Origin of the sequence: Breoghania sp. (genome assembly GCF_030066895.1) — a bacterium.
GTDB lineage: Bacteria > Pseudomonadota > Alphaproteobacteria > Rhizobiales > Stappiaceae > Breoghania.
This window is the reverse complement of record NZ_JASJAV010000013.1, coordinates 1-16,787: the sequence shown is the minus strand read 5'-3', so window position 1 is coordinate 16,787 and position 16,787 is coordinate 1. Positions and strand designations below refer to the sequence as shown.

At 60.1% G+C, this 16,787-nt stretch carries 22 protein-coding genes and 3 pseudogenes; 6 read left to right on the top strand and 19 right to left on the bottom strand.

The features are described 5' to 3' along the window. Window positions 1–254 precede the first annotated feature (254 nt). Window positions 255–548: a hypothetical protein gene (locus QNJ43_RS13760; RefSeq protein WP_300470875.1), complete on the bottom strand. Its 294-nt coding sequence runs from the start codon at window positions 546–548 to the stop codon at window positions 255–257. 83 nt (window positions 549–631) lie between these two features. Here QNJ43_RS13760 and QNJ43_RS13755 point away from each other — a divergent pair, with 83 nt between their 5' ends. The 4 genes from QNJ43_RS13755 (at window position 632) to QNJ43_RS13740 (ending at window position 4,855) form a co-directional block, all read left to right on the top strand. Next, the gene (locus tag QNJ43_RS13755; protein ID WP_300470873.1) at window positions 632–1,402 is read left to right on the top strand and encodes a PrpR N-terminal domain-containing protein; all 771 of its coding nucleotides are present in this window, start codon (window positions 632–634) and stop codon (window positions 1,400–1,402) included. Further along, window positions 1,341–2,180 (top strand): sigma 54-interacting transcriptional regulator, encoded by an 840-nt coding sequence (locus QNJ43_RS13750; RefSeq protein WP_300470870.1) that lies wholly within the window; start codon window positions 1,341–1,343, stop codon window positions 2,178–2,180. The genes QNJ43_RS13755 and QNJ43_RS13750 overlap by 62 nt, the downstream gene beginning before the upstream one ends. Window positions 2,181–2,725: 545 nt before the next feature. Beyond that, window positions 2,726–4,066, top strand: a complete 1,341-nt coding sequence (locus QNJ43_RS13745) for a hypothetical protein (RefSeq protein WP_300470868.1) — start codon at window positions 2,726–2,728, stop codon at window positions 4,064–4,066. A gap of 600 nt (window positions 4,067–4,666) precedes the next feature. Continuing rightward, a complete protein-coding gene (locus QNJ43_RS13740) occupies window positions 4,667–4,855 on the top strand; it encodes a hypothetical protein (RefSeq protein WP_300470866.1) in 189 nt (62 codons plus the stop codon). A 31-nt stretch (window positions 4,856–4,886) separates the two neighbouring features. Here QNJ43_RS13740 and QNJ43_RS13735 read toward each other — a convergent pair. Then, window positions 4,887–5,295 (bottom strand): annotated as a pseudogene (locus QNJ43_RS13735) (hydrogenase maturation nickel metallochaperone HypA). 11 nt (window positions 5,296–5,306) lie between these two features. Further along, window positions 5,307–6,245, bottom strand: a pseudogene (locus QNJ43_RS27215) (LysR family transcriptional regulator); the annotation flags it as partial. A gap of 276 nt (window positions 6,246–6,521) precedes the next feature. On the opposite strand from QNJ43_RS27215, the gene QNJ43_RS13720 reads away from it, so the two are divergent. Continuing rightward, window positions 6,522–7,007, top strand: coding sequence for an Lrp/AsnC family transcriptional regulator (locus QNJ43_RS13720; RefSeq protein ID WP_300470864.1), 486 nt, complete (start codon window positions 6,522–6,524; stop codon window positions 7,005–7,007). A 151-nt stretch (window positions 7,008–7,158) separates the two neighbouring features. On the opposite strand, the gene QNJ43_RS13715 is transcribed toward QNJ43_RS13720, so the two are convergent. From QNJ43_RS13715 to QNJ43_RS13650, 14 genes are all read right to left on the bottom strand, one after another. After that, window positions 7,159–7,896: a butyrate kinase gene (locus QNJ43_RS13715; RefSeq protein WP_300470862.1), complete on the bottom strand. Its 738-nt coding sequence runs from the start codon at window positions 7,894–7,896 to the stop codon at window positions 7,159–7,161. After that, on the bottom strand, window positions 7,841–8,260 hold the full coding sequence (locus tag QNJ43_RS13710; protein ID WP_300470860.1) for a hypothetical protein: 420 nt from the start codon (window positions 8,258–8,260) through the stop codon (window positions 7,841–7,843). Before QNJ43_RS13710 ends, QNJ43_RS13715 begins: the two co-directional genes overlap by 56 nt. Beyond that, window positions 8,253–8,642 (bottom strand): phosphate acyltransferase, encoded by a 390-nt coding sequence (locus QNJ43_RS13705; protein WP_300470858.1) that lies wholly within the window; start codon window positions 8,640–8,642, stop codon window positions 8,253–8,255. Before QNJ43_RS13705 ends, QNJ43_RS13710 begins: the two co-directional genes overlap by 8 nt. A 469-nt stretch (window positions 8,643–9,111) precedes the next feature. After that, window positions 9,112–9,597, bottom strand: coding sequence for a hypothetical protein (locus QNJ43_RS13700; RefSeq protein WP_300470855.1), 486 nt, complete (start codon window positions 9,595–9,597; stop codon window positions 9,112–9,114). 15 nt (window positions 9,598–9,612) lie between these two features. Beyond that, window positions 9,613–10,311 (bottom strand): MFS transporter, encoded by a 699-nt coding sequence (locus QNJ43_RS13695; protein ID WP_300470852.1) that lies wholly within the window; start codon window positions 10,309–10,311, stop codon window positions 9,613–9,615. 114 nt (window positions 10,312–10,425) lie between these two features. After that, window positions 10,426–10,995 carry an indolepyruvate oxidoreductase subunit beta gene (locus tag QNJ43_RS13690; protein ID WP_300470850.1) on the bottom strand — a complete coding sequence of 190 codons (570 nt, stop codon included), beginning with the start codon at window positions 10,993–10,995 and terminating at the stop codon, window positions 10,426–10,428. After that, the gene (locus QNJ43_RS13685) at window positions 10,988–12,049 is read right to left on the bottom strand and encodes a thiamine pyrophosphate-dependent enzyme (RefSeq protein ID WP_300470848.1); all 1,062 of its coding nucleotides are present in this window, start codon (window positions 12,047–12,049) and stop codon (window positions 10,988–10,990) included. The genes QNJ43_RS13690 and QNJ43_RS13685 overlap by 8 nt, the downstream gene beginning before the upstream one ends. Before the next feature lie 12 nt (window positions 12,050–12,061). Continuing rightward, window positions 12,062–12,781, bottom strand: coding sequence for a hypothetical protein (locus tag QNJ43_RS13680; RefSeq protein ID WP_300470846.1), 720 nt, complete (start codon window positions 12,779–12,781; stop codon window positions 12,062–12,064). A 261-nt stretch (window positions 12,782–13,042) separates the two neighbouring features. After that, a complete protein-coding gene (hypB, locus tag QNJ43_RS13675) occupies window positions 13,043–13,807 on the bottom strand; it encodes a hydrogenase nickel incorporation protein HypB (RefSeq protein ID WP_300470844.1) in 765 nt (254 codons plus the stop codon). Window positions 13,808–13,871: 64 nt separating this feature from the next. Then, on the bottom strand, window positions 13,872–14,063 hold the full coding sequence (locus QNJ43_RS13670) for a 4Fe-4S dicluster domain-containing protein (RefSeq protein WP_300470841.1): 192 nt from the start codon (window positions 14,061–14,063) through the stop codon (window positions 13,872–13,874). A 34-nt stretch (window positions 14,064–14,097) separates the two neighbouring features. Continuing rightward, complete coding sequence (locus tag QNJ43_RS13665; protein ID WP_300470840.1) at window positions 14,098–14,493, bottom strand: hypothetical protein; 396 nt, start codon at window positions 14,491–14,493, stop codon at window positions 14,098–14,100. Beyond that, complete coding sequence (locus QNJ43_RS13660; protein ID WP_300470838.1) at window positions 14,474–14,719, bottom strand: hypothetical protein; 246 nt, start codon at window positions 14,717–14,719, stop codon at window positions 14,474–14,476. Before QNJ43_RS13660 ends, QNJ43_RS13665 begins: the two co-directional genes overlap by 20 nt. A 39-nt stretch (window positions 14,720–14,758) precedes the next feature. Then, window positions 14,759–14,983 carry a hypothetical protein gene (locus QNJ43_RS13655; RefSeq protein WP_300470835.1) on the bottom strand — a complete coding sequence of 75 codons (225 nt, stop codon included), beginning with the start codon at window positions 14,981–14,983 and terminating at the stop codon, window positions 14,759–14,761. A 392-nt stretch (window positions 14,984–15,375) separates the two neighbouring features. Further along, a complete protein-coding gene (locus QNJ43_RS13650; protein ID WP_300470833.1) occupies window positions 15,376–15,492 on the bottom strand; it encodes an NADH-quinone oxidoreductase subunit C in 117 nt (38 codons plus the stop codon). A gap of 27 nt (window positions 15,493–15,519) precedes the next feature. On the opposite strand from QNJ43_RS13650, the gene QNJ43_RS13645 reads away from it, so the two are divergent. Then, window positions 15,520–16,050 (top strand): hypothetical protein, encoded by a 531-nt coding sequence (locus QNJ43_RS13645; RefSeq protein ID WP_300470831.1) that lies wholly within the window; start codon window positions 15,520–15,522, stop codon window positions 16,048–16,050. Window positions 16,051–16,093: 43 nt separating this feature from the next. Here QNJ43_RS13645 and QNJ43_RS13640 read toward each other — a convergent pair whose 3' ends face one another. Further along, window positions 16,094–16,348: a 4Fe-4S binding protein gene (locus QNJ43_RS13640; protein ID WP_300470829.1), complete on the bottom strand. Its 255-nt coding sequence runs from the start codon at window positions 16,346–16,348 to the stop codon at window positions 16,094–16,096. Beyond that, window positions 16,345–16,527, bottom strand: a pseudogene (locus QNJ43_RS13635) (NADH-quinone oxidoreductase subunit B); the annotation flags it as partial. The gene QNJ43_RS13640 and the pseudogene QNJ43_RS13635, both read right to left, overlap by 4 nt. Window positions 16,528–16,787: the final 260 nt, after the last annotated feature.

Sequence of the window (16,787 nt, the reverse complement as noted above, 5' to 3'; positions counted from 1 at the left end):
CGACGGATGTCGTCCGGCTTCGGCCTTAGCGGCAAAATCCGTTTCTCTCGACCAACGCGCCTGATCCCAAGGCTCAACGGCCCCGTGAGCTTAGGACGCATTGTCTCGACTGCGTCAGGCGGGATATCGTGCCCCTACCCGAAACAACCGGCCAACCTGCGAGTATGGATGTGTCGACACGCGGAAATGCTTCCCAACGGCCAGCACCGCTTGACGCCTTCTCAAGGGATACCAGGGTCCGAAGATTGGAGGGCTCAATGGAAAAAATCCGCCAGGAATCCGCCGGAAATGCGATCAACATAGCGCTCATTCAGACGCAGGATGATATCGGCAAACCATTCGAAGCGATCGCCAAGGATTGCGGCGTTCACCCCAGCACCTTCGTTGCCGAATATTCTGAGATTCCCGATCTCGTCCGCGAGATCGAGCCTGACTTGGATGCCATATTGTGCCGCCCCGGCACCGCCGAGCATGCGGCCAGCGCCGTGAGCATCCCCGTCATCGCCATCCCGATCACCTCGTTTGATCTTGTCGGCGCGCTCTACCATACCGACCCGCGGTCCCATCCCGCCGCCGTGTTCTGCTACCGCAAGAAATTCTCGGACATCGACATCATCGAGAAGATCTTCAAGTGCCAGGTTCTCCAGTATTCTTCTGGGATACGGACGAAATTCCCGGCCTCATCGCGGAAGCCGCTAGGATGGGAGTCGATTGCTGTTTCGGCGGCGGCGTCACCTCCACCTATGCCCAGCAGGCGGGCCTGAAGAGCGTCAAGATCACGCCCCACGAGGATTCGATCTTTCGCTCCGCCCACGAAGCCCTGCACGCCGTGAAGGTGCGCCGACAGGCCGCACAACTTAAAATGGCGTTCGACTCCATTTCCGAAGGCATCGTCGTCACCGACAACGAGAAGAAGGTCGTCATCTACAACGGCGCGGCCGCCAAGATCTGCAAGACGGGGGCAGCGGACGTCATCGGGCGGAAAGTATGCGACATCGTCCGCGATCCCGGCATCGCCATGACCTTCATCTCGAAGGAGACGAAACCGAGCTACCTGAAGAAGATCCAGGGCAACACCTACGCGATTCGGCACAAGCCGGTGATGCTGGACGAGAACCGGATCGGCACGGTCTATTCCTTCGAGGACATCACCACCATTCAGCATCTCGAGGCACTGATCCGCAACCAGTTGCGCGCCAAGGGGATAGTTCCACGATACAGCTTCGACGACATCCTCTCGCGGAACCAGCAGATGAACCGCTGCAAGGATCTGGCGAGGCGCTACGCCCGGGCCTCGGCTTCCGTGGTGATCGAGGGGGGAATCGGGAACCGGCAAGGAGATGTTCGCCCAGAGCGTACATCAGGCCAGCAGTCGTGCTACAGGCCCGTTCGTCGCCGTTAACTGTGCCGCCATTCCAGATACCCTGCTTGAAAGCGAGCTTTTCGGCTATGAGGGCGGCGCCTTCACGGGCGCCGGAAAGGAAGGCAAACCCGGCCTTTTCGAACAGGCGCATCAGGGCACGATCTTCCTGGACGAGATCGGCGATATCCCTCTCCCGCTGCAGGCACGTCTCTTGCGCGTGCTGCAGGAACGCGAAGTTCGGCGGGTGGGAAGCAACCGGATCATCTCGGTCGATATCCGGATCATCAGCGCGACCAGCAAGAACCTCTTGCAAAAGGTGCAGAAGGGAACCTTCCGCGACGATCTCTACTACTGGCTCAATGTGCTGAACCTGAAGGTTCCTCCCTTGCGCGAACGCAATGAAGACATCGCGCTCATCGCCGAGAAGCTGCGGACCCAGTTCAACGTCACGGTGACGCCGGAGATCATGTCGACCATCGTGCCGGGCCTGACCGCCTACGACTGGCCAGGCAACATCCGCGAACTCACCAACATCCTGGAGCGGCTTTCGCTCATCATCGACAATCCGAGCGCGCCTTCGAAATGGTCGGAACTGCTGGAGCAGGTGCTTCAGGTCTCCGCCGGCGACGAGCCGCAGGTGGTGACCCTGTTGCTCGACATGAACCGGGGACTGAAGAATCTGGTGCGGGAAGTGGAGCGCAAGGTCGTCGGCGAAATGCTGGTGCGCAACAACAACGATCTGTCCGCAATTGCGGAGCAATTGAAGATCGGCCGCACCTCGGTTTGGCGCAAGGTGCGCAGCGAGATGACCCACTGAGACACGCGACCGCTTCCGCAAAGATGCAGGCCAGTGTTCCAGGGGCTTAGCCGGTGTGATCGGGCGGGCCACCGACGCACGCCCCGCAAGGGCCTCATGTCGCCCTCGAGACTGCTCCGTTGCTCGCACCGACAAGAGGAAAGGTCCGGCCCTAGCGCAACATCGATAACTCGATGACGGGCCCTTCACTGCCGCCCGGTCAGGCGCGACATCGTGGCTATTGATGTCACTCAGCCCACCGCAGCATCATCGCGTTCACCCAACCAAACCTTCTTCCCGGACCGCCGTCATCGGAACAATCCATGCTCTCGTTACGGCTTCCGCGAACGAATTCTGATGTGGAGCCCGTTTTTTTCCATATATTTATCATAAAGTTAGATGTAATAGCGCCACATTCATCCTATCAGTTCATCCTGTGTGATTCTGCACGCCGTCACCGCGACCATGCCGGGCTTCCCCCCTTCTCCAGAGGAAGCACGTTCAAGGCCAGGATGCGTTGAACCCATTTTTATTTGAACACCTGACATCTGAAGATCTGGCCCGAGATGAAGTTGAACTGGAAGCGCAGACCAGTCCATATCACCGAGGAAGACAACGCAAATGTCAGGGAAAAATTTGCGCTTTACCGGTTATATCTGACGAAGCCGCGACGGTTCTTCATCGGTATAGCCTGCATTGTCGTTCTGTTCGGCGGGTTGATCTCGATACCTCTTCTGGAGATGTCCGATCAGGAGCACACGATTGCCGCGCGAACCGCGCCTGTGCAATCGGAGCTTCGTCCGGCCATGAAAAGGGCGGGCTCCTATGCGGTCGCCTGGCAGAGCGACGTGGTCGGGCGGCCGTTTTCCGAACTTGTTCTGGAACAGACGCCAGACGGAACGCCCAACGCCTACACCTACAAGGCTGTGCGGCTGAACCTTCGCGACAAGGGGCCGAAGGGCAAACTTGAGCCCATTCTGCCGTTGTTTCGCGGACCGGATGTCGCGCTTGGCCGCTCGCTCGTGAACGCAAAAGTCGAGAGCCGCGCGACGCCCCTCTCCCGGCAGGTGAAGGTCAGGGAACTGGTGGTCAACGAGAGCTCCGCATCCCTGGGAACTCCGAACCGGCCGGTTGAAGAATTCCGGATCTACGCGAAAGAGCCGGGAACATCGGTGCTGGAGATGCTGCCGGACGGTCTGTTATCGGAGCGGGAGCACAAGGCGCTGGCCCGCCTGACCAGTTTCACGCACATGGACGAGAACACCAAGGTCTCCCTGTTCCTGAAGTCGGGCCATGTCGGCTACGTGCAACTGAAGGCTCTGGAGCGCGAGAACCCCGACGGGGTGATCCACTACTATCTCAGGACGCAGGACGACATATTCGTCGAGCAAGCAAATCCGCGGTTCATCGCGAGGTTGCGCATGCAGTCGGGGCGCACACCGGCCGTCTTGAACAGCAATGACCGGATCGCGCGCAGCCTGGACGGGATCGTTTCCGCCACCTGGAAAAAGCTTGAACTTCGAACCGACGTTCCCAAACCGGAGCTCAAGCAGCTGGAGATGCTGGCGACGAAGGACAACATCAACGATGGCTGCAAGAAGGGCGAGGACAACCATGCGGACGTCATCTACCGGCAGGCTCTCGGGGGTGGGTCCAAACCGGAACTAATCTATGCGAACTTCCATGCGGATGGGCATGATCATCGCTTCTACGCGTACGAAGCGAGCGACGTGAAGCACGACTTCTTATCGCCGGACGGTGAGTCCATGACCAAGTTCCTGCTGCGCCTGCCTGCGGTGGATTACACCCGCAACGGCGACCCCTTCGGGTGGCGCATGCATCCGGTGCTGCACAGGCGGCTTTTTCACAACGGCAACGATTACCCTGCGCCGATGGGCCTCCCGTAATCGCCGCCGGTGACGGGGTCGTGGAGATTATCAGCTGGCAGGACGGTTACGGCAAATACGTGCGGGTCCGCCACGACGAGAGGTTCGAGACCACCTATTCCCACCTGTCAGACTATGCCGACGACCTGAAGGTCGGGCAAAGGGTTCATCAGGTCGATCTGGTCGGCTATGTGGGGTCCACCGGCTATTCCACCGATCCGCATCTCTATTACGAGATGAAGGCTCCTTCATCCTGGCTGAAATCGCATCACATTCCGCATTCTGTCGATGGCCATCCTCTGATCCACTTGGATGATTATCATTATGTGGACACGCGGCGCATGCCGCGGGTGCGGGCCGGTCGGATGCTGAAAGGCGAGCCGCTTCGGCATTTCCAGCATCAGGTCCATTTCGTCCGCTCGCTGACGCGGGAAATGAGCTCGGCATCTGCCGAAGCGTTCGAGGTGTCGACTTCGGATGCGTGCAGACCCGCGTTGCTGACCGCCGATGCGGCGCGCTCGCTTGACGTGCTCCCGCCGCGCAGACCGGAAATGCTGGCGGACCGGGCAAGACCGGACCAGACGGCACCGAACCGGCCCCCCCGAGGCTCAGCCAGAAGAGGTGGCCGCACAGGACGACACGTCGATCGATCTTGCATCAGCGGACGACATGTCCATTCCCACCGCCAAGCCCGTCGAAGAGGATACGGTGGAACCGCTGGCCTTCAACGATCCGAAGAAGGACGAGAAGCCCTCGGACATCTTCACGAAGCTCATCCGGGGCGGTCAGGCCGACAGGGGTGGCAGGTAACGCACTCGAGGTTTTCTCCGGGAAAGAGGCCTCACCGCGCCTCGATGTTGCGCGGTTCATCGCAGAGCAATACCCCATCGAGACAGGGCTCATCGGGACTGGGTCCATCGAAAACGGCCTCGTAGCCCTCAATCTGCAATTCGCCGCCTTGCTGCACCTCGGCCCACCCTTCGCCGCATGCAGGACATGTCAGACGATAGCCCTGCGCCTGCCAGACATGGCCGCAGGCCCGGCAGCGGGCTACGATCGGCATGCAGCGAACGTCCATTTGCGCGCCTTCCGCCGGTCCGCCTTCCGCAATGAGAGCAAAACAGGCGCGGATCGATCCCGCGCAGCAGGCCAACACGCACGGTCACCGAAGTGACAGCGGATGCGCCTTGGCGGCGCGCTTCATCCACGACAGCCGTCACCAGCCCCTCGGCAATCGAGAACTCGTGCATGAAACGCCCTGTCAGTAGGTCTCATAGCGCATGTTGCGGCCACGAGAGGACACAACCGCCAGCGGTGTCGCGACCGTCGCAGACGCATCCCTGCGCGCGACCGCATCATATCCTTCAGGGCACAAATTCCGCAGGAAACGCCGCGATGCAACGGACAGCTCCACGCCCTTCTTCGTGCACAACACGATCCGGCGACGCGCCCACAGGTCGGTGAGTGGGACCACCACCAGATCGGAGCGGAAGCCATCGAGGAGCCCGCTAGGCATGATGGTGATGCCAAGTCCGTCCTGCACGGCGCTCAGGGCGCTGTTGAAATTCATCACGTTGATCCGGCTCTTCATCGGTTTTTCGAGCGCGGCCGCATGCGCGTGCTGGCAGCGCGACATCAGACATCCCGGAACGATGTCGATAAGCTCCTCCTCCAGCACTTCCTCGAAGGTCAGCGAGACGCGATCGACAAGCGGATGGGTTGCCGGCATGACCACTCAGTGCAGATCCATTTCGTAAGGAATGCAATCGAGGCCTTGGGTCTGCTTTCCCTGCCAGCAGATGCCGACATCGACATAGCCGCCCTCCACCGACCGGATCACTTCCATCGCGATCTTTTCCGCGAGGTTCACGTCGATGCGCGGGAACTCCTTCAGGAACCGACGAACATCAACCAGCGTGCGCCGATTCAGCATCGACATTGCCGCGATCACACGGACGCGTCCCTGCGGCCGATCCGTATCCACGAGGTTGAGATCCTCATAGATCTTTTCCGTCGACTTGACGATTTCGCGGGCATCCTGCTTGAGGGCCTCACCTGCCGGAGTCACCTCGATGCCACGCTGCCGCCGTTCCAGAAGCTTGGTTCCCAACAGGTCTTCCAGGGCGGAAATTCGCTTTCTGACAGCAGAACGGACAATACTTTGTTTCTGCGCAGCCTTCTCAATTCTCCCTTCGTCACATACAGAAAAAAATTTTCAAGGATATTTAATCAATCATTCTAAAGTTGTTCACAACTCCAACCGCCTCCTAAGATCCACTGTTTCGAGAAACTAAAACGCCATAACGATAATAACATTAATTTATATATAGGAATTTTTTCATTTATACCCCCCAAAATTAATGTGAAAAATTTCGAATCGACGCGTCTTTGACTGAATTTTACTTATCGACCATGTATGCGCTTTTGGTGCAAAATCTGCGTCAAAAATGCCAACTTCCTGCACCAGACGGAGGTAGTGAGCCTGCCCATGCAAGATCCCTGTATCGATGCCATCGACCTGAAGACCCTGCAGGACAATGCCAGTGCGACCAAGGCCGAGCGAGTCGGCCTGTCGCCATCCCAATGTTCGCGCCGGCGAACGGCACTCGAGAAGGCAGGAATCATCGAAGGCTACAAGGCCTCGCTGTCCTTCCCCGCGCTCGGTTTCGACGTCACGGCTTTCGTGCAAATCCGTTTCCACAGCCATGCGATCGAGAACAACGACCGCCTGCTGCGGGTTCTGGAGGCGGAACCCAACGTGCTGGAGATCTACAGCACCACAGGTTCCTGGAACATTATCGCCAAGGTCGTGGTCGCCCGCCTGACCGACTTCGACGATTTGATCAACCGGGCCTTCATCGGCAAAAATTACATCGAACAGATCCAGACGATGATCGTTCTCAAGCGACTGAAACTCTCAAATCATCTTCCCATCAAAGCGCAGCCGACAGGGAAAGACTGAAGGCACGGGCCGTTGCCCGAAGAACACCCTGTCAGACAGGCTGTGATGCGTCTGACAGAGCATGGAGATCGATTACCCGCCGAGGCAGGAACGTTCGCGATATATGAGCGAACTCACCGGCGGTGCGTACCGATTCCGGTTCAGGCTTTTCTCAGGCGGCGATGGCGCCAAGCGGCTCCAGTTCGTGTGCTTCCTCTCCTGCGAGAACCCTCAGCGCGCCGGCAGCGAGTGCAGGCAATTCTTCCTCACCCGCATAGACGACAACCCTGGTGATCCAGGCCACGTGCTTCGAAATCGCCTCCACGAGCCGTTTGGAATGGGCCATGCCGCCGGTGAGAACGATCGCATCCAGTGCGCCGTCGCACACGGTCGCCATGCCGCCGATCTCCTTGGCGATCTGATAAGCCATCGCGTCGAAGACCAGCCGGGCCTGCTCGTCGCCAGCTTCGATCCGCCGCTCGACCTCGATCAGGTCGGCCGTCCCGAGATAGGATTTCAAGCCGCCCTCGCCGACCAGCATCCGCTCGATCTCGACGCGCGCGTACTGGCCGGAAAAGCACAACGAAGTAAGCTGGCATACCGGCACGGCACCGGAGCGCTCGGCAGAAAAAGACCCCTCTTCCTGTGCATCGGTCACGTCCATCATCCGGCCACCGACCTGCGCGGAAATGCAGATGCCGCCCCCCAGATGCGCCACGACCAGCTTGAGGTCCTCGTAGGGACGCGAGACCTCGCGGGCGAAGCGGCGGCCGACCACCTTGGAATTCAGCGCACGGCAGAAGCCCGCCCGCTCGATCTGATGGGTGCCCGACAGGCGCGCGACCTCAGAGCGTTCATTGACCGGAGATCGGATCGACGATGAAGGCCGGAGCTCCAGCCCGCTCGGCAATGGCATGCGCAAGGAAGGCCCCGAGGTTCGAGGCATGCTCCCCGCACGGCGCTACCCGCAGTTCGTCGAGCATGGCGTCGTTGACTTGCCAGGTTCCGCTCTCCATCGGCCGAAGCTTGCCGCCGCGCCCCACAACCGCGTCGAAGCTTTCAGGGGCGATCCCCGCCTTCGACAGCTCGTCGAGCACGAGCGCGTGCCGGTAGTCGAACTGGGCAAACACACTCTTGCCTGCGAAGGGTTTCAGGTCCTCGTCGGAGTGACGCACTGTCCAGTCGCGAACCATCTCCTCCCCTCCGAAAACGCCGAATTTCGTGGATGTGGAGCCCGGATTAACCGCGAGCACCCGGTACTTGGCTTCAGACATTCAACACTCCCAATGCGATGGAATTCAGCTTGTCTTCGATACTCTCGACCCGAGACGGAATGAGGATCGGGACCCGTGCGCCGACGACCACGTGGGCACATGCGGAGCGATTGAAGTACTTGGCGGCCTTGCCGAGGAAATTGCCGACCTCGATGCTCGGCGCGATCAGGCAATTGGCAGCTCCGGCGACCGGATTGCTGATGCCCTTGGCCTTGGCCGCCTCCGGGCAAAGAGCGTTGTCGAGCGCGAACGGACCGAAGACATCCGCTTCGCCGAACTCGCCACGCGCGCCCATCTCGGCAATCGTCCGCGCATCGACGGTCGAGGGAAGCCCCTCCGACACCGCTTCCGTCGCGCTCATCACCGCCTTTCGGGCGTGCATTGCCGAGGCCGTGCAGAACCGACAGCGCGTTGAGGATGATCTGTTTCTTCTGGTCGATATCGGGCGCGACCACGAGCGCGACGTTGTCATCGGCAATGACCACGGCCACCCGCCTCGGCTTGCCCGCAACTGCCGCTTTCCGCAAGGCTTCGAATTCGAACGAATCGATGACTTGCGGACGCAGATCCATTCGATTTGGCATATCCATGAGTTTATCTTCCGTCTTTTCGGAAAAGCCCGTCCCTCACCCCAGATTGCCGGCCTCACCCCGGATCGTTGGCCGAAATTCGCCGTAATGGTCCGAAATTCGGACGCACGAACCGGTTCACCCGGCAGATGCCGAGCGAGGTCAGAGAGGGAAGGAGACCGCCCTTGGGACGATCTCCCGCGATGTTGTTTTCAGGTATTCGGCCCTGCGGACCGGTCAGGCGTGGGCCGGAGTGTGATCCGTCTCAGCAGCTGCCTCGCCCTAGTGTGCCGGCATTTTGCGAGCCAGCGGCAGGGTCATTGCGATCAGCGCCGCAATCAGGAAGGCGCCGAGGCTGAAGGCCATGGAGTAGCTGTAGCCACCGGACACGTCTTTCAGGTAGCCGCCCACCAGTGGTTCGACGAATAGGCCACCGCCCATGCAGATCAAGGCAACGAGACTGTAGATGCTGCCCAGCGCACCGCGTCCGAAGATCGAGCCGAGATAGCCGACCACGCCGCCGGGGACGATTGCCCAGTAGACGGCAAACAGGATGCAGAACAGGGTGCTGGATTCGGATTCCATCAGCAGCACACCGCAAGCCAGCACCGCGATGACGGGCCCGATGATCAGCATCAGCTTGCGAGCATGAGCCTCGCTCGGCGACATGCCCACGACCTTGTCGGCCGCCCATCCCATGATCGGCATGGAGAAGATGCCCACCGCGCCGATCACCACGTAGGTGTTGGTGACGTCAGACGGTGACATGTGCAGATCGCTGGTTCAGTAACTGACGAGCTGGCTCCAGATCTGGAATTCGCCGAGCGTGCAGAAGGCGAAGACCGCGACCACTGCCCAGAAGGCGTAGCTGGAATAGGCCCCACTGCGGGTTGCAGGTTCACGGGCGTCCTTGCCGGCATCCGGCACGTGACCGGAGGGCTTCATGCCGTAGGTTTCAGATGCCTGCTTTACCAGGACAGCGGCGGGCGCCAACAGGGCAAGCGTCAGGAAGCCGAGCAGCTCCATCGCCCCGCACCAGGCATCGACCGCGCCGCTGGCGAGGTAGTGCTTGACGAAGAGGCTGAGGACAATCTGTGCGATCGAGCCGCCGGAGAAGGCAATGCCCCACATCCGCGCGTAGCTTTCACCGACGAACCACTTGCACGAGGAGACGATCGACCCCGTCCACAGGCCAGTCGTGGAAACACCGGCGAGAATGCAGAATACCGCATAGTAGCCGTAGAGGCTGTGGGTCTGTGCCATTCCCCAGAAACCAAGCATGCCGAGGACAGCGCCGACCACGTAGAGCGGTCGCGTTCCCCATTTGTCGACGATGAAACCGGAAACGTAGGCGACGACGGCGTATATCGCCATCATGATCGAATAACCTAGGCTGACTTCCGTCTGTGACCATCCCATCTCGGCGCTCATCGGTACCTTCAGAATGGAAAAGGTCGAGCGGTAGCCGAAAAGGTTGAACACGGCGAGTCAAGCGGCCGCGACGACGCACCACCCGTACAAGCGTCCTTTCTTATCCATTGTAACCCCCAGATTCAGCCCTCGAGCGCGCCGCGTACGGCGGCTCGAGGGGATGACCTAATGCATCGTCACGGCCTTACGGCCGGCGCGGTAGGCAGCGAGATTCAGATCGACAAAAACCGGCTTCACGGTATGGGAAATGACGTCTTCCCAATCGACATCCGTGAGTTCCAGGACTTCGACCAACGCCCCGAAGAGCACGACGTTCTGTGCCTTCAGGTTGCCGAGGCCGAGCGCGATCTCGCTTGCCTTCAGCGGGTAGGTGTCGACCTTGGCCTTGAGGCGATCGACGACCTCGCCGGGATAGTCGCTTCGCCCCATCAGGATGGGGGCGGAAGGGATCTTATGCTCATTGACGACGAGCTTGCCGCCCGGTTTCAGGAACTCGATCCAGCGCATGGCCTCCATCGCCTCGAAGGCGACCAGCACGTCGGCGCTGCCGCGGCCGATGATTGGGGAAGAGACCTTGTCGCCGTAGCGCACCTGTGTCGTCACGCTACCGCCACGCTGAGCCATGCCGTGGACTTCCGACATCTTCACGTCGCGGCCGGCGGCCAAGAGCCCCTTGGCAAGGATGGTCCCCTGCCCACCGACACCCGCCAGTAGCAAATTGGTTACTTCAGGCATGTTCGAGTTCCTTGGGAGAGATGGCGTCGAGATTGCAGACCTGCGCACAGGCGGAGCAGCCGATGCAGGCCTCCTGATCGATGACCGCGACCTCACGTTCCTTGTCGTAGGAGATGGCGGGACAACCGATATTGATGCAGCTCATGCATCCCGTGCATTCGTCGTTGTTGACAACATAGAGGATCTTCTCGGAATTGAACTGCGTCTGTTCTTCCGCATCCAGCTTTTTGAGGACGCAAGGCCAGCGCACGATAATGACCACCGGACCGTCGGTCTTGTAGGCCCACTTCAGGGTCTTGCGGACCTCCGTCAGATCGCGCGGGCTCACGGTGCGCACGTTCTCCGCGCCGAGGGCGTGGCAGACCGCCTCGATGCTGATGACGAGCGTTTCCATGCCCTGCAAGGTATTGCCGCTGAACGGATTTTCCTGCTGAACGGTCATGCCGGTGATGCGGTTGTCGAGCACGCACAGGATCGCGTTGGAGCGGTTGTGGTTGTAGAGCATGTCGATCAGTGACGGGATGCCGGTATGGAAGAAGGTGGAATCGCCGATCGTGGCGACCACTTCCCGCTCGCTGTCGAAGATCTTCTGTGCGCCGTGGGCGATGGCGGGAGCCGAGCTCATGCAGATGCACAGATCCTTCGCGTTCAGCGGATCGGCACCGCCCAGACCGTAGCAGCCGATATCACCGGCGATCATCACCTTCTGCTTGAGCGAGCTGTCGCGCAGCATGGCGAAGAAGCCACGATGAGTGCAGTCGGCGCACAGAACCGGCGGGCGGGCGACCAGCATGTCCTGATCGCCCTTGACGGTTTCGGGCTCCGTGCCGAAGAAGGCGCTGCGGACGATATCGGGGTTGAGTTCCCCCATATTGGGCAGCTTTTCCTTGCCGATGCACTTGATGCCGAGGCACTTGATCTCGTCTTCCAGATAGGATTCAACTTCCTCCACCACGTAGAGAACGTCGACGCGCTCTGCGAAGGCACGGATCTTTTCCGCCGGCAGCGGGAAGCTCAGCCCAAGCTTGAGATAGGAGGCGGTGTCTCCGAACATCTCACGGGCATATTAATAACCGACGCCGGAGGTGACAATGCCGATCTTCGACCCGTGCCATTCAACCCGGTTGAATTCGCAGGTTTCAGAGAACTCGGCCAAGCGCTCAAGCTTCGTCTCCAGCTCGACGCGGAGCTTGCGCGAGGTGGCCGGCACCAGGTTGAACTTGGCGAGGTTCTTCACATAGGGCTTGTACGGCGTCTCGGCACGTTCGCCAGGCTTCACCAGTCCCTTGGAATGGCAGACACGCGTCGTCATGCGGAACAGCAGCGGCAGGTCGAAATTCTCAGAAATCTCGAAGGCCGTACGCATCATGTCGCGGCATTCCTGGCTGTCGGAAAGTTCCAGCATCGGGATCTTGGCGAACGGCGCGTAGTGGCGGTTGTCCTGCTCGTTCTGGGAGGAATGCATGCCGGGATCGTCACCGGAAACGAGCACCAGCCCACCGGTCACGCCCGAATAGGCGAAGCTGAACAGGGGATCGGCGGCGACATTCACGCCGACCATCTTCATGGATGACAGGGCCCGCGCCCCTGCGATCGAGGCGCCGATCGCGCTTTCCAGGACCACCTTTTCGTTCGGTGCCCATTCCGCTATGACATCATCCTTGAAAAGTGCAAGGTTCTCAAGTATTTCGGTACTTGGCGTGCCGGGATATGCAGCGGCGAAACTTACCCCTGCCTCCCAGACGCCTTGCGCCGTAGCTTCGTTGCCGGATATCAGTTTCTTCATAGCGTCACCTTGCCTTCTCCTTGCGGACAAACCGCACGATCGGATACCACCCCTATTTCCAAGCCGGGTAACCAATATTTCTTGATATATTGATATCATATCCGTTCAACGAAGGTAAAATTGACGATTAGGAATCTATTTCCGTTCCGATTACTCATATAAAATTAAATATCCATTCTTACAAATCAGATTAATTCTAAATTAATATTTATATTTTACTTTCAATTTTTGAATCCAGATTCAACATACAAGAAATTTCAGTTACATCAAACCGGTTGCCGCGCTTTCGTCTTGCCGGAGATTTCTTCCAACCAGCCAATCCAATCTTCCATACCGGCGCCGCTCTTTGCGGAGACGGAGCGGATCGCATCGGGACCGCCGACCGTTCGAACCGGCAGCGGCAGCGCGCTCGACATTGAACTCCTCGATCACCAGGCCGAGATCGGCCTTGGAAAACAAAACGAGATCGGCTGCGCGGAAGATCTGCGGATATTTCAGCTGCTTGTCGTCGCCTTCGGTGAGCGACAGAAGCACGACATTCGCCGTCTGACCAAGGTCGAAATCCGCCGGGCAGATGAGATTTCCGACATTCTCGATGAACAGGATATCGATGCCGCCGAGGTCGAGATGGCCCAGCGCATCCCGCACCATTTCGCCGTTGAGATGGCAGGTCACGCCCGTGGTGATCTGGACGGCAGGCACGCCGCGGCGACGAATGCGGTCGGCGTCATTTTCCGTCTCCAGATTCCCCTCGATCACCGCCGCAACCCGCATGCGTCCGTCGAGCATCCGGATGGTTTGCTCCAGAAGGCTCGTTTTGCCGGAGCCGGGCGAGGACATCAGATTAATGCAGGCGATACCGTTTTCGCTGAAGGTCTGCCGCAGATCTTCGGCCACCCGATCGTTTTTATCGAGCAAGCCCCGCATCAAACGGATGGTGCGGGTTTGCCGCTCTGCGCCTTCCTTGCGAACGTGAGGCAACGCGCCGCCCGTGCCCTTCGGTTCCGAAGCTGTGACCATCGTCATCTCGCCTTCTCCCTACCCGCACCTTGCGCGCTTCGATCTCGCGCAGGCGTGCCCGTCGGCGACATCACATCAGCGTGCAAGATCCACTCGGACAGACGTCCTCACACTGCGGCTCGTCATAGTCGCCAACGCAGTCCTTGCACTTGGAGGAATTGATGCGGAAGAGCTTGCCCTTGTGGGAGATCGCCTCGTTGGGGCAAGCCTTCTGGGAGGCGCCGCAGGCGGTGCAGGTGGAGGTTTCAATCCTGTGGGTCATTCATTTTCCCCTTTCGTATGGCCGTTTGGACGGCTCAGCGCTCCGTACAGGACACGCACGGATCGATGCTGTTGACGATGACGGCGATGTCATCGAGGCGCGCGCCGCGCAGCATGAAGCGCAACGCATCCCAATTCTGGAAGCTCGGCACCCGCCACTTCACCCGTTCCCGGAATTCCGTGCCGTTGGTGCGCACAAAGTAGAAAAGCTCGCCGCGCGGAGCCTCGGTCTTGGCAACGGCCTGACCAGCAGCGATCTCCGGCTGTTCAGCCAGGGCGATCGACCCGTCGGACATGACCTTGAGCGCCTCGAGAATGAGATCGACACCGCCGCGTGCCTCATGCAGGCGGACCATGGCGCGCGACCAAACGTCCCCGTCGGCGAAGGTCACCAGCGGAATCTCCAGCCGGTCATAAATCGCAGGCGACATTCGAACCGCGCGCAACGGGCCCCACTACTCCGCAGGCCAGCGCCTCGTCGGTGGTCAGCACGCCGATCCCGCGGGTGCGTTCCAGAAGCCCCGTGTCGTTCTGGTAAATTTCGATCACTTCATCGAGCTGCGGCACGAAGTGTTCCAGTTCGCGACGCATCCAGGAGATCAACTCGTCGTCCAGGTCATAGCGCACGCCGCCGATGCGCACCGCGGCAAAATCCATGCGGTTTACGAAGACCGTCTCGTTCAGATCCTGAACGATCTAGCGTATCTCCAGAACCTGGGTAAAGACGTCGTCGTGACCGATGAGATGGGCAAGCATGCCCACATTGAAGAGGTTGTAGGTGATGCGTTTCGCCTCGACCGCGATCACCCGCAGAAATTCCGCACGCGGAGGCACTTCGATACCGGCGATCGTCTCGGCAGTCATGGCGAAGGCTTCCGAATGGCTCTGCGAACACAGCGAGCAGATCTTTTCCGTCAGCACGAGGTTCTGGTCGATCGTGCGCTTCGTGGTCAGATACTCGATGCCGCGGCGAAGATATCCAGATCGCGGATCCGATCGCCCTCCGCATCGAGTTCGAAATAGACCGGCTCCTCCAGCCTCATATCGATGGGACCGAACGAAACCTTGCGCGGAGCCGCCGCGCTGCCTGACTTGCGGTCGCCCTTCCTTGCGGCCTTGCGGCCAGTTTTCCGTCCGGACTTGCCCTTGTCACCTCACTGGTCCGCACGCTCATTCTCGGCTTCCTTTGTCTTGCGGATTGTGGCCCACAGCTCTTCGGTCGAGGCGGCGTTAATGAGGGTCGATTGGGGGATCAGGCGTTCCAGAAGCGCATCGTCCAGCGAAGGGGCGATGAACAGACGGCGCGGATCGGGTTACCCTTCGACCGAGATGCCGTAGAGCTCTATGAATTCGCGTTCCGACCAGTTCGCGGCGCGCCATAGCGGCGTGAGCGAGACGAGAGAGCCCCCCTTCGGCAGGTGGACGATCATGGTGAAGGTATCGCCGGCAAAGTCGAAGTGATAGTCGAGTTCGTACGTCTCGCCGTCGAAGGGCAGATCACCGAAAAATGTCTCCCCGTCATCGCCGGATTCCTCGGTGCCCTCGCCATCGTCGTCCTCGTCTTCCTCATCGTCTCAGTCGTCTTCCTCTACCGGGCGGGGCTGGAAGGCAGCGATCGTCGACAGGCGCGCGCCGCCTTCCTTCAGCACGTTCGCAACCGCGGCGAGATCTCCGGCATCCGCGAGTGTCCCCCAACCGACAGCGACGCCCTTGCGATCTGTCGCGATCGTGAGTTCGATGCCGTTTCCGGCGGCTTCGGACAGGTTTTCGAAGAGATTTTCAGGCCATTTCATCGGGCTGCCTCCGCTTTGCCGGAGGTGTTGGCGCCCGCCGCCTGCCGGTTCCGGATCCAGGTGTTGCGGCACCGGGGGCAATGCGCCTTGAGGTCCTGCAACTCCTACGCGCTCAAGAGCGGATTGCATCGTGCGAGCAGCGACTTCGCAGGGTTGGATGCAAGGGCGGTGCGACCGCATTCGACACAGGTCTGATTGAGAATGAGCCCCGACTCGACCTGCGAGAACTGGTCGTGCGTCAATGAACGAGGTTCCATTCGCCCGTCTGCTGGAGCTCCCCCGCAGGGTAATGTTCGGCGCAGGTTCCGCACAGCACGCAGGTATCGTGCCACAGCATGAAGTGCAGGCCCGCCTCGTCCTTGAGGAAGGAAATCGCGCCCGCCGGGCATGTGCTCTCACACTGTCGGCAACCCTCGCACAGATCTGCGGAGAAGCGGATACGCCCCTTCAGTCGCGCGGACAGGAAAGCGGGCTTTTCTTGGATTGCCGTCACGATCCGCGCCTCCCCGACCAGATATCGAGGGCCTGCTCGATCCCCCACACGATGGCCTGTGGCCGGGGCAGGCAGCCGGGAACGTTCACGTCGATCGGCAGATAGCGGTCGACCGGCGCGCACACGAAATAGCTTTCGCGGAATATGCCGCCGAAGATCGGACATACGCCGAGGGCAACGGACGCCTTGGGCTACGGGATCGCATCCCAGGCCTCCATCACCGCGTCGCGGATACGCACCGATAGGGGACCGGTGAACAGCACGATGTCGGCGTCTTCCGCACGATCGCAGATTCCCGTCGCTCACGACCGACAAGTTCGGCAAGCGGTCACGGGCGATCACCAAACGGCTCGGGCGCAAGCTGAGGTCATCAACACCGACACGCAACTCGTCGCTGCTCACGGATGGCGTCACAGAGTCCGGACGCGGCTTGAACGGG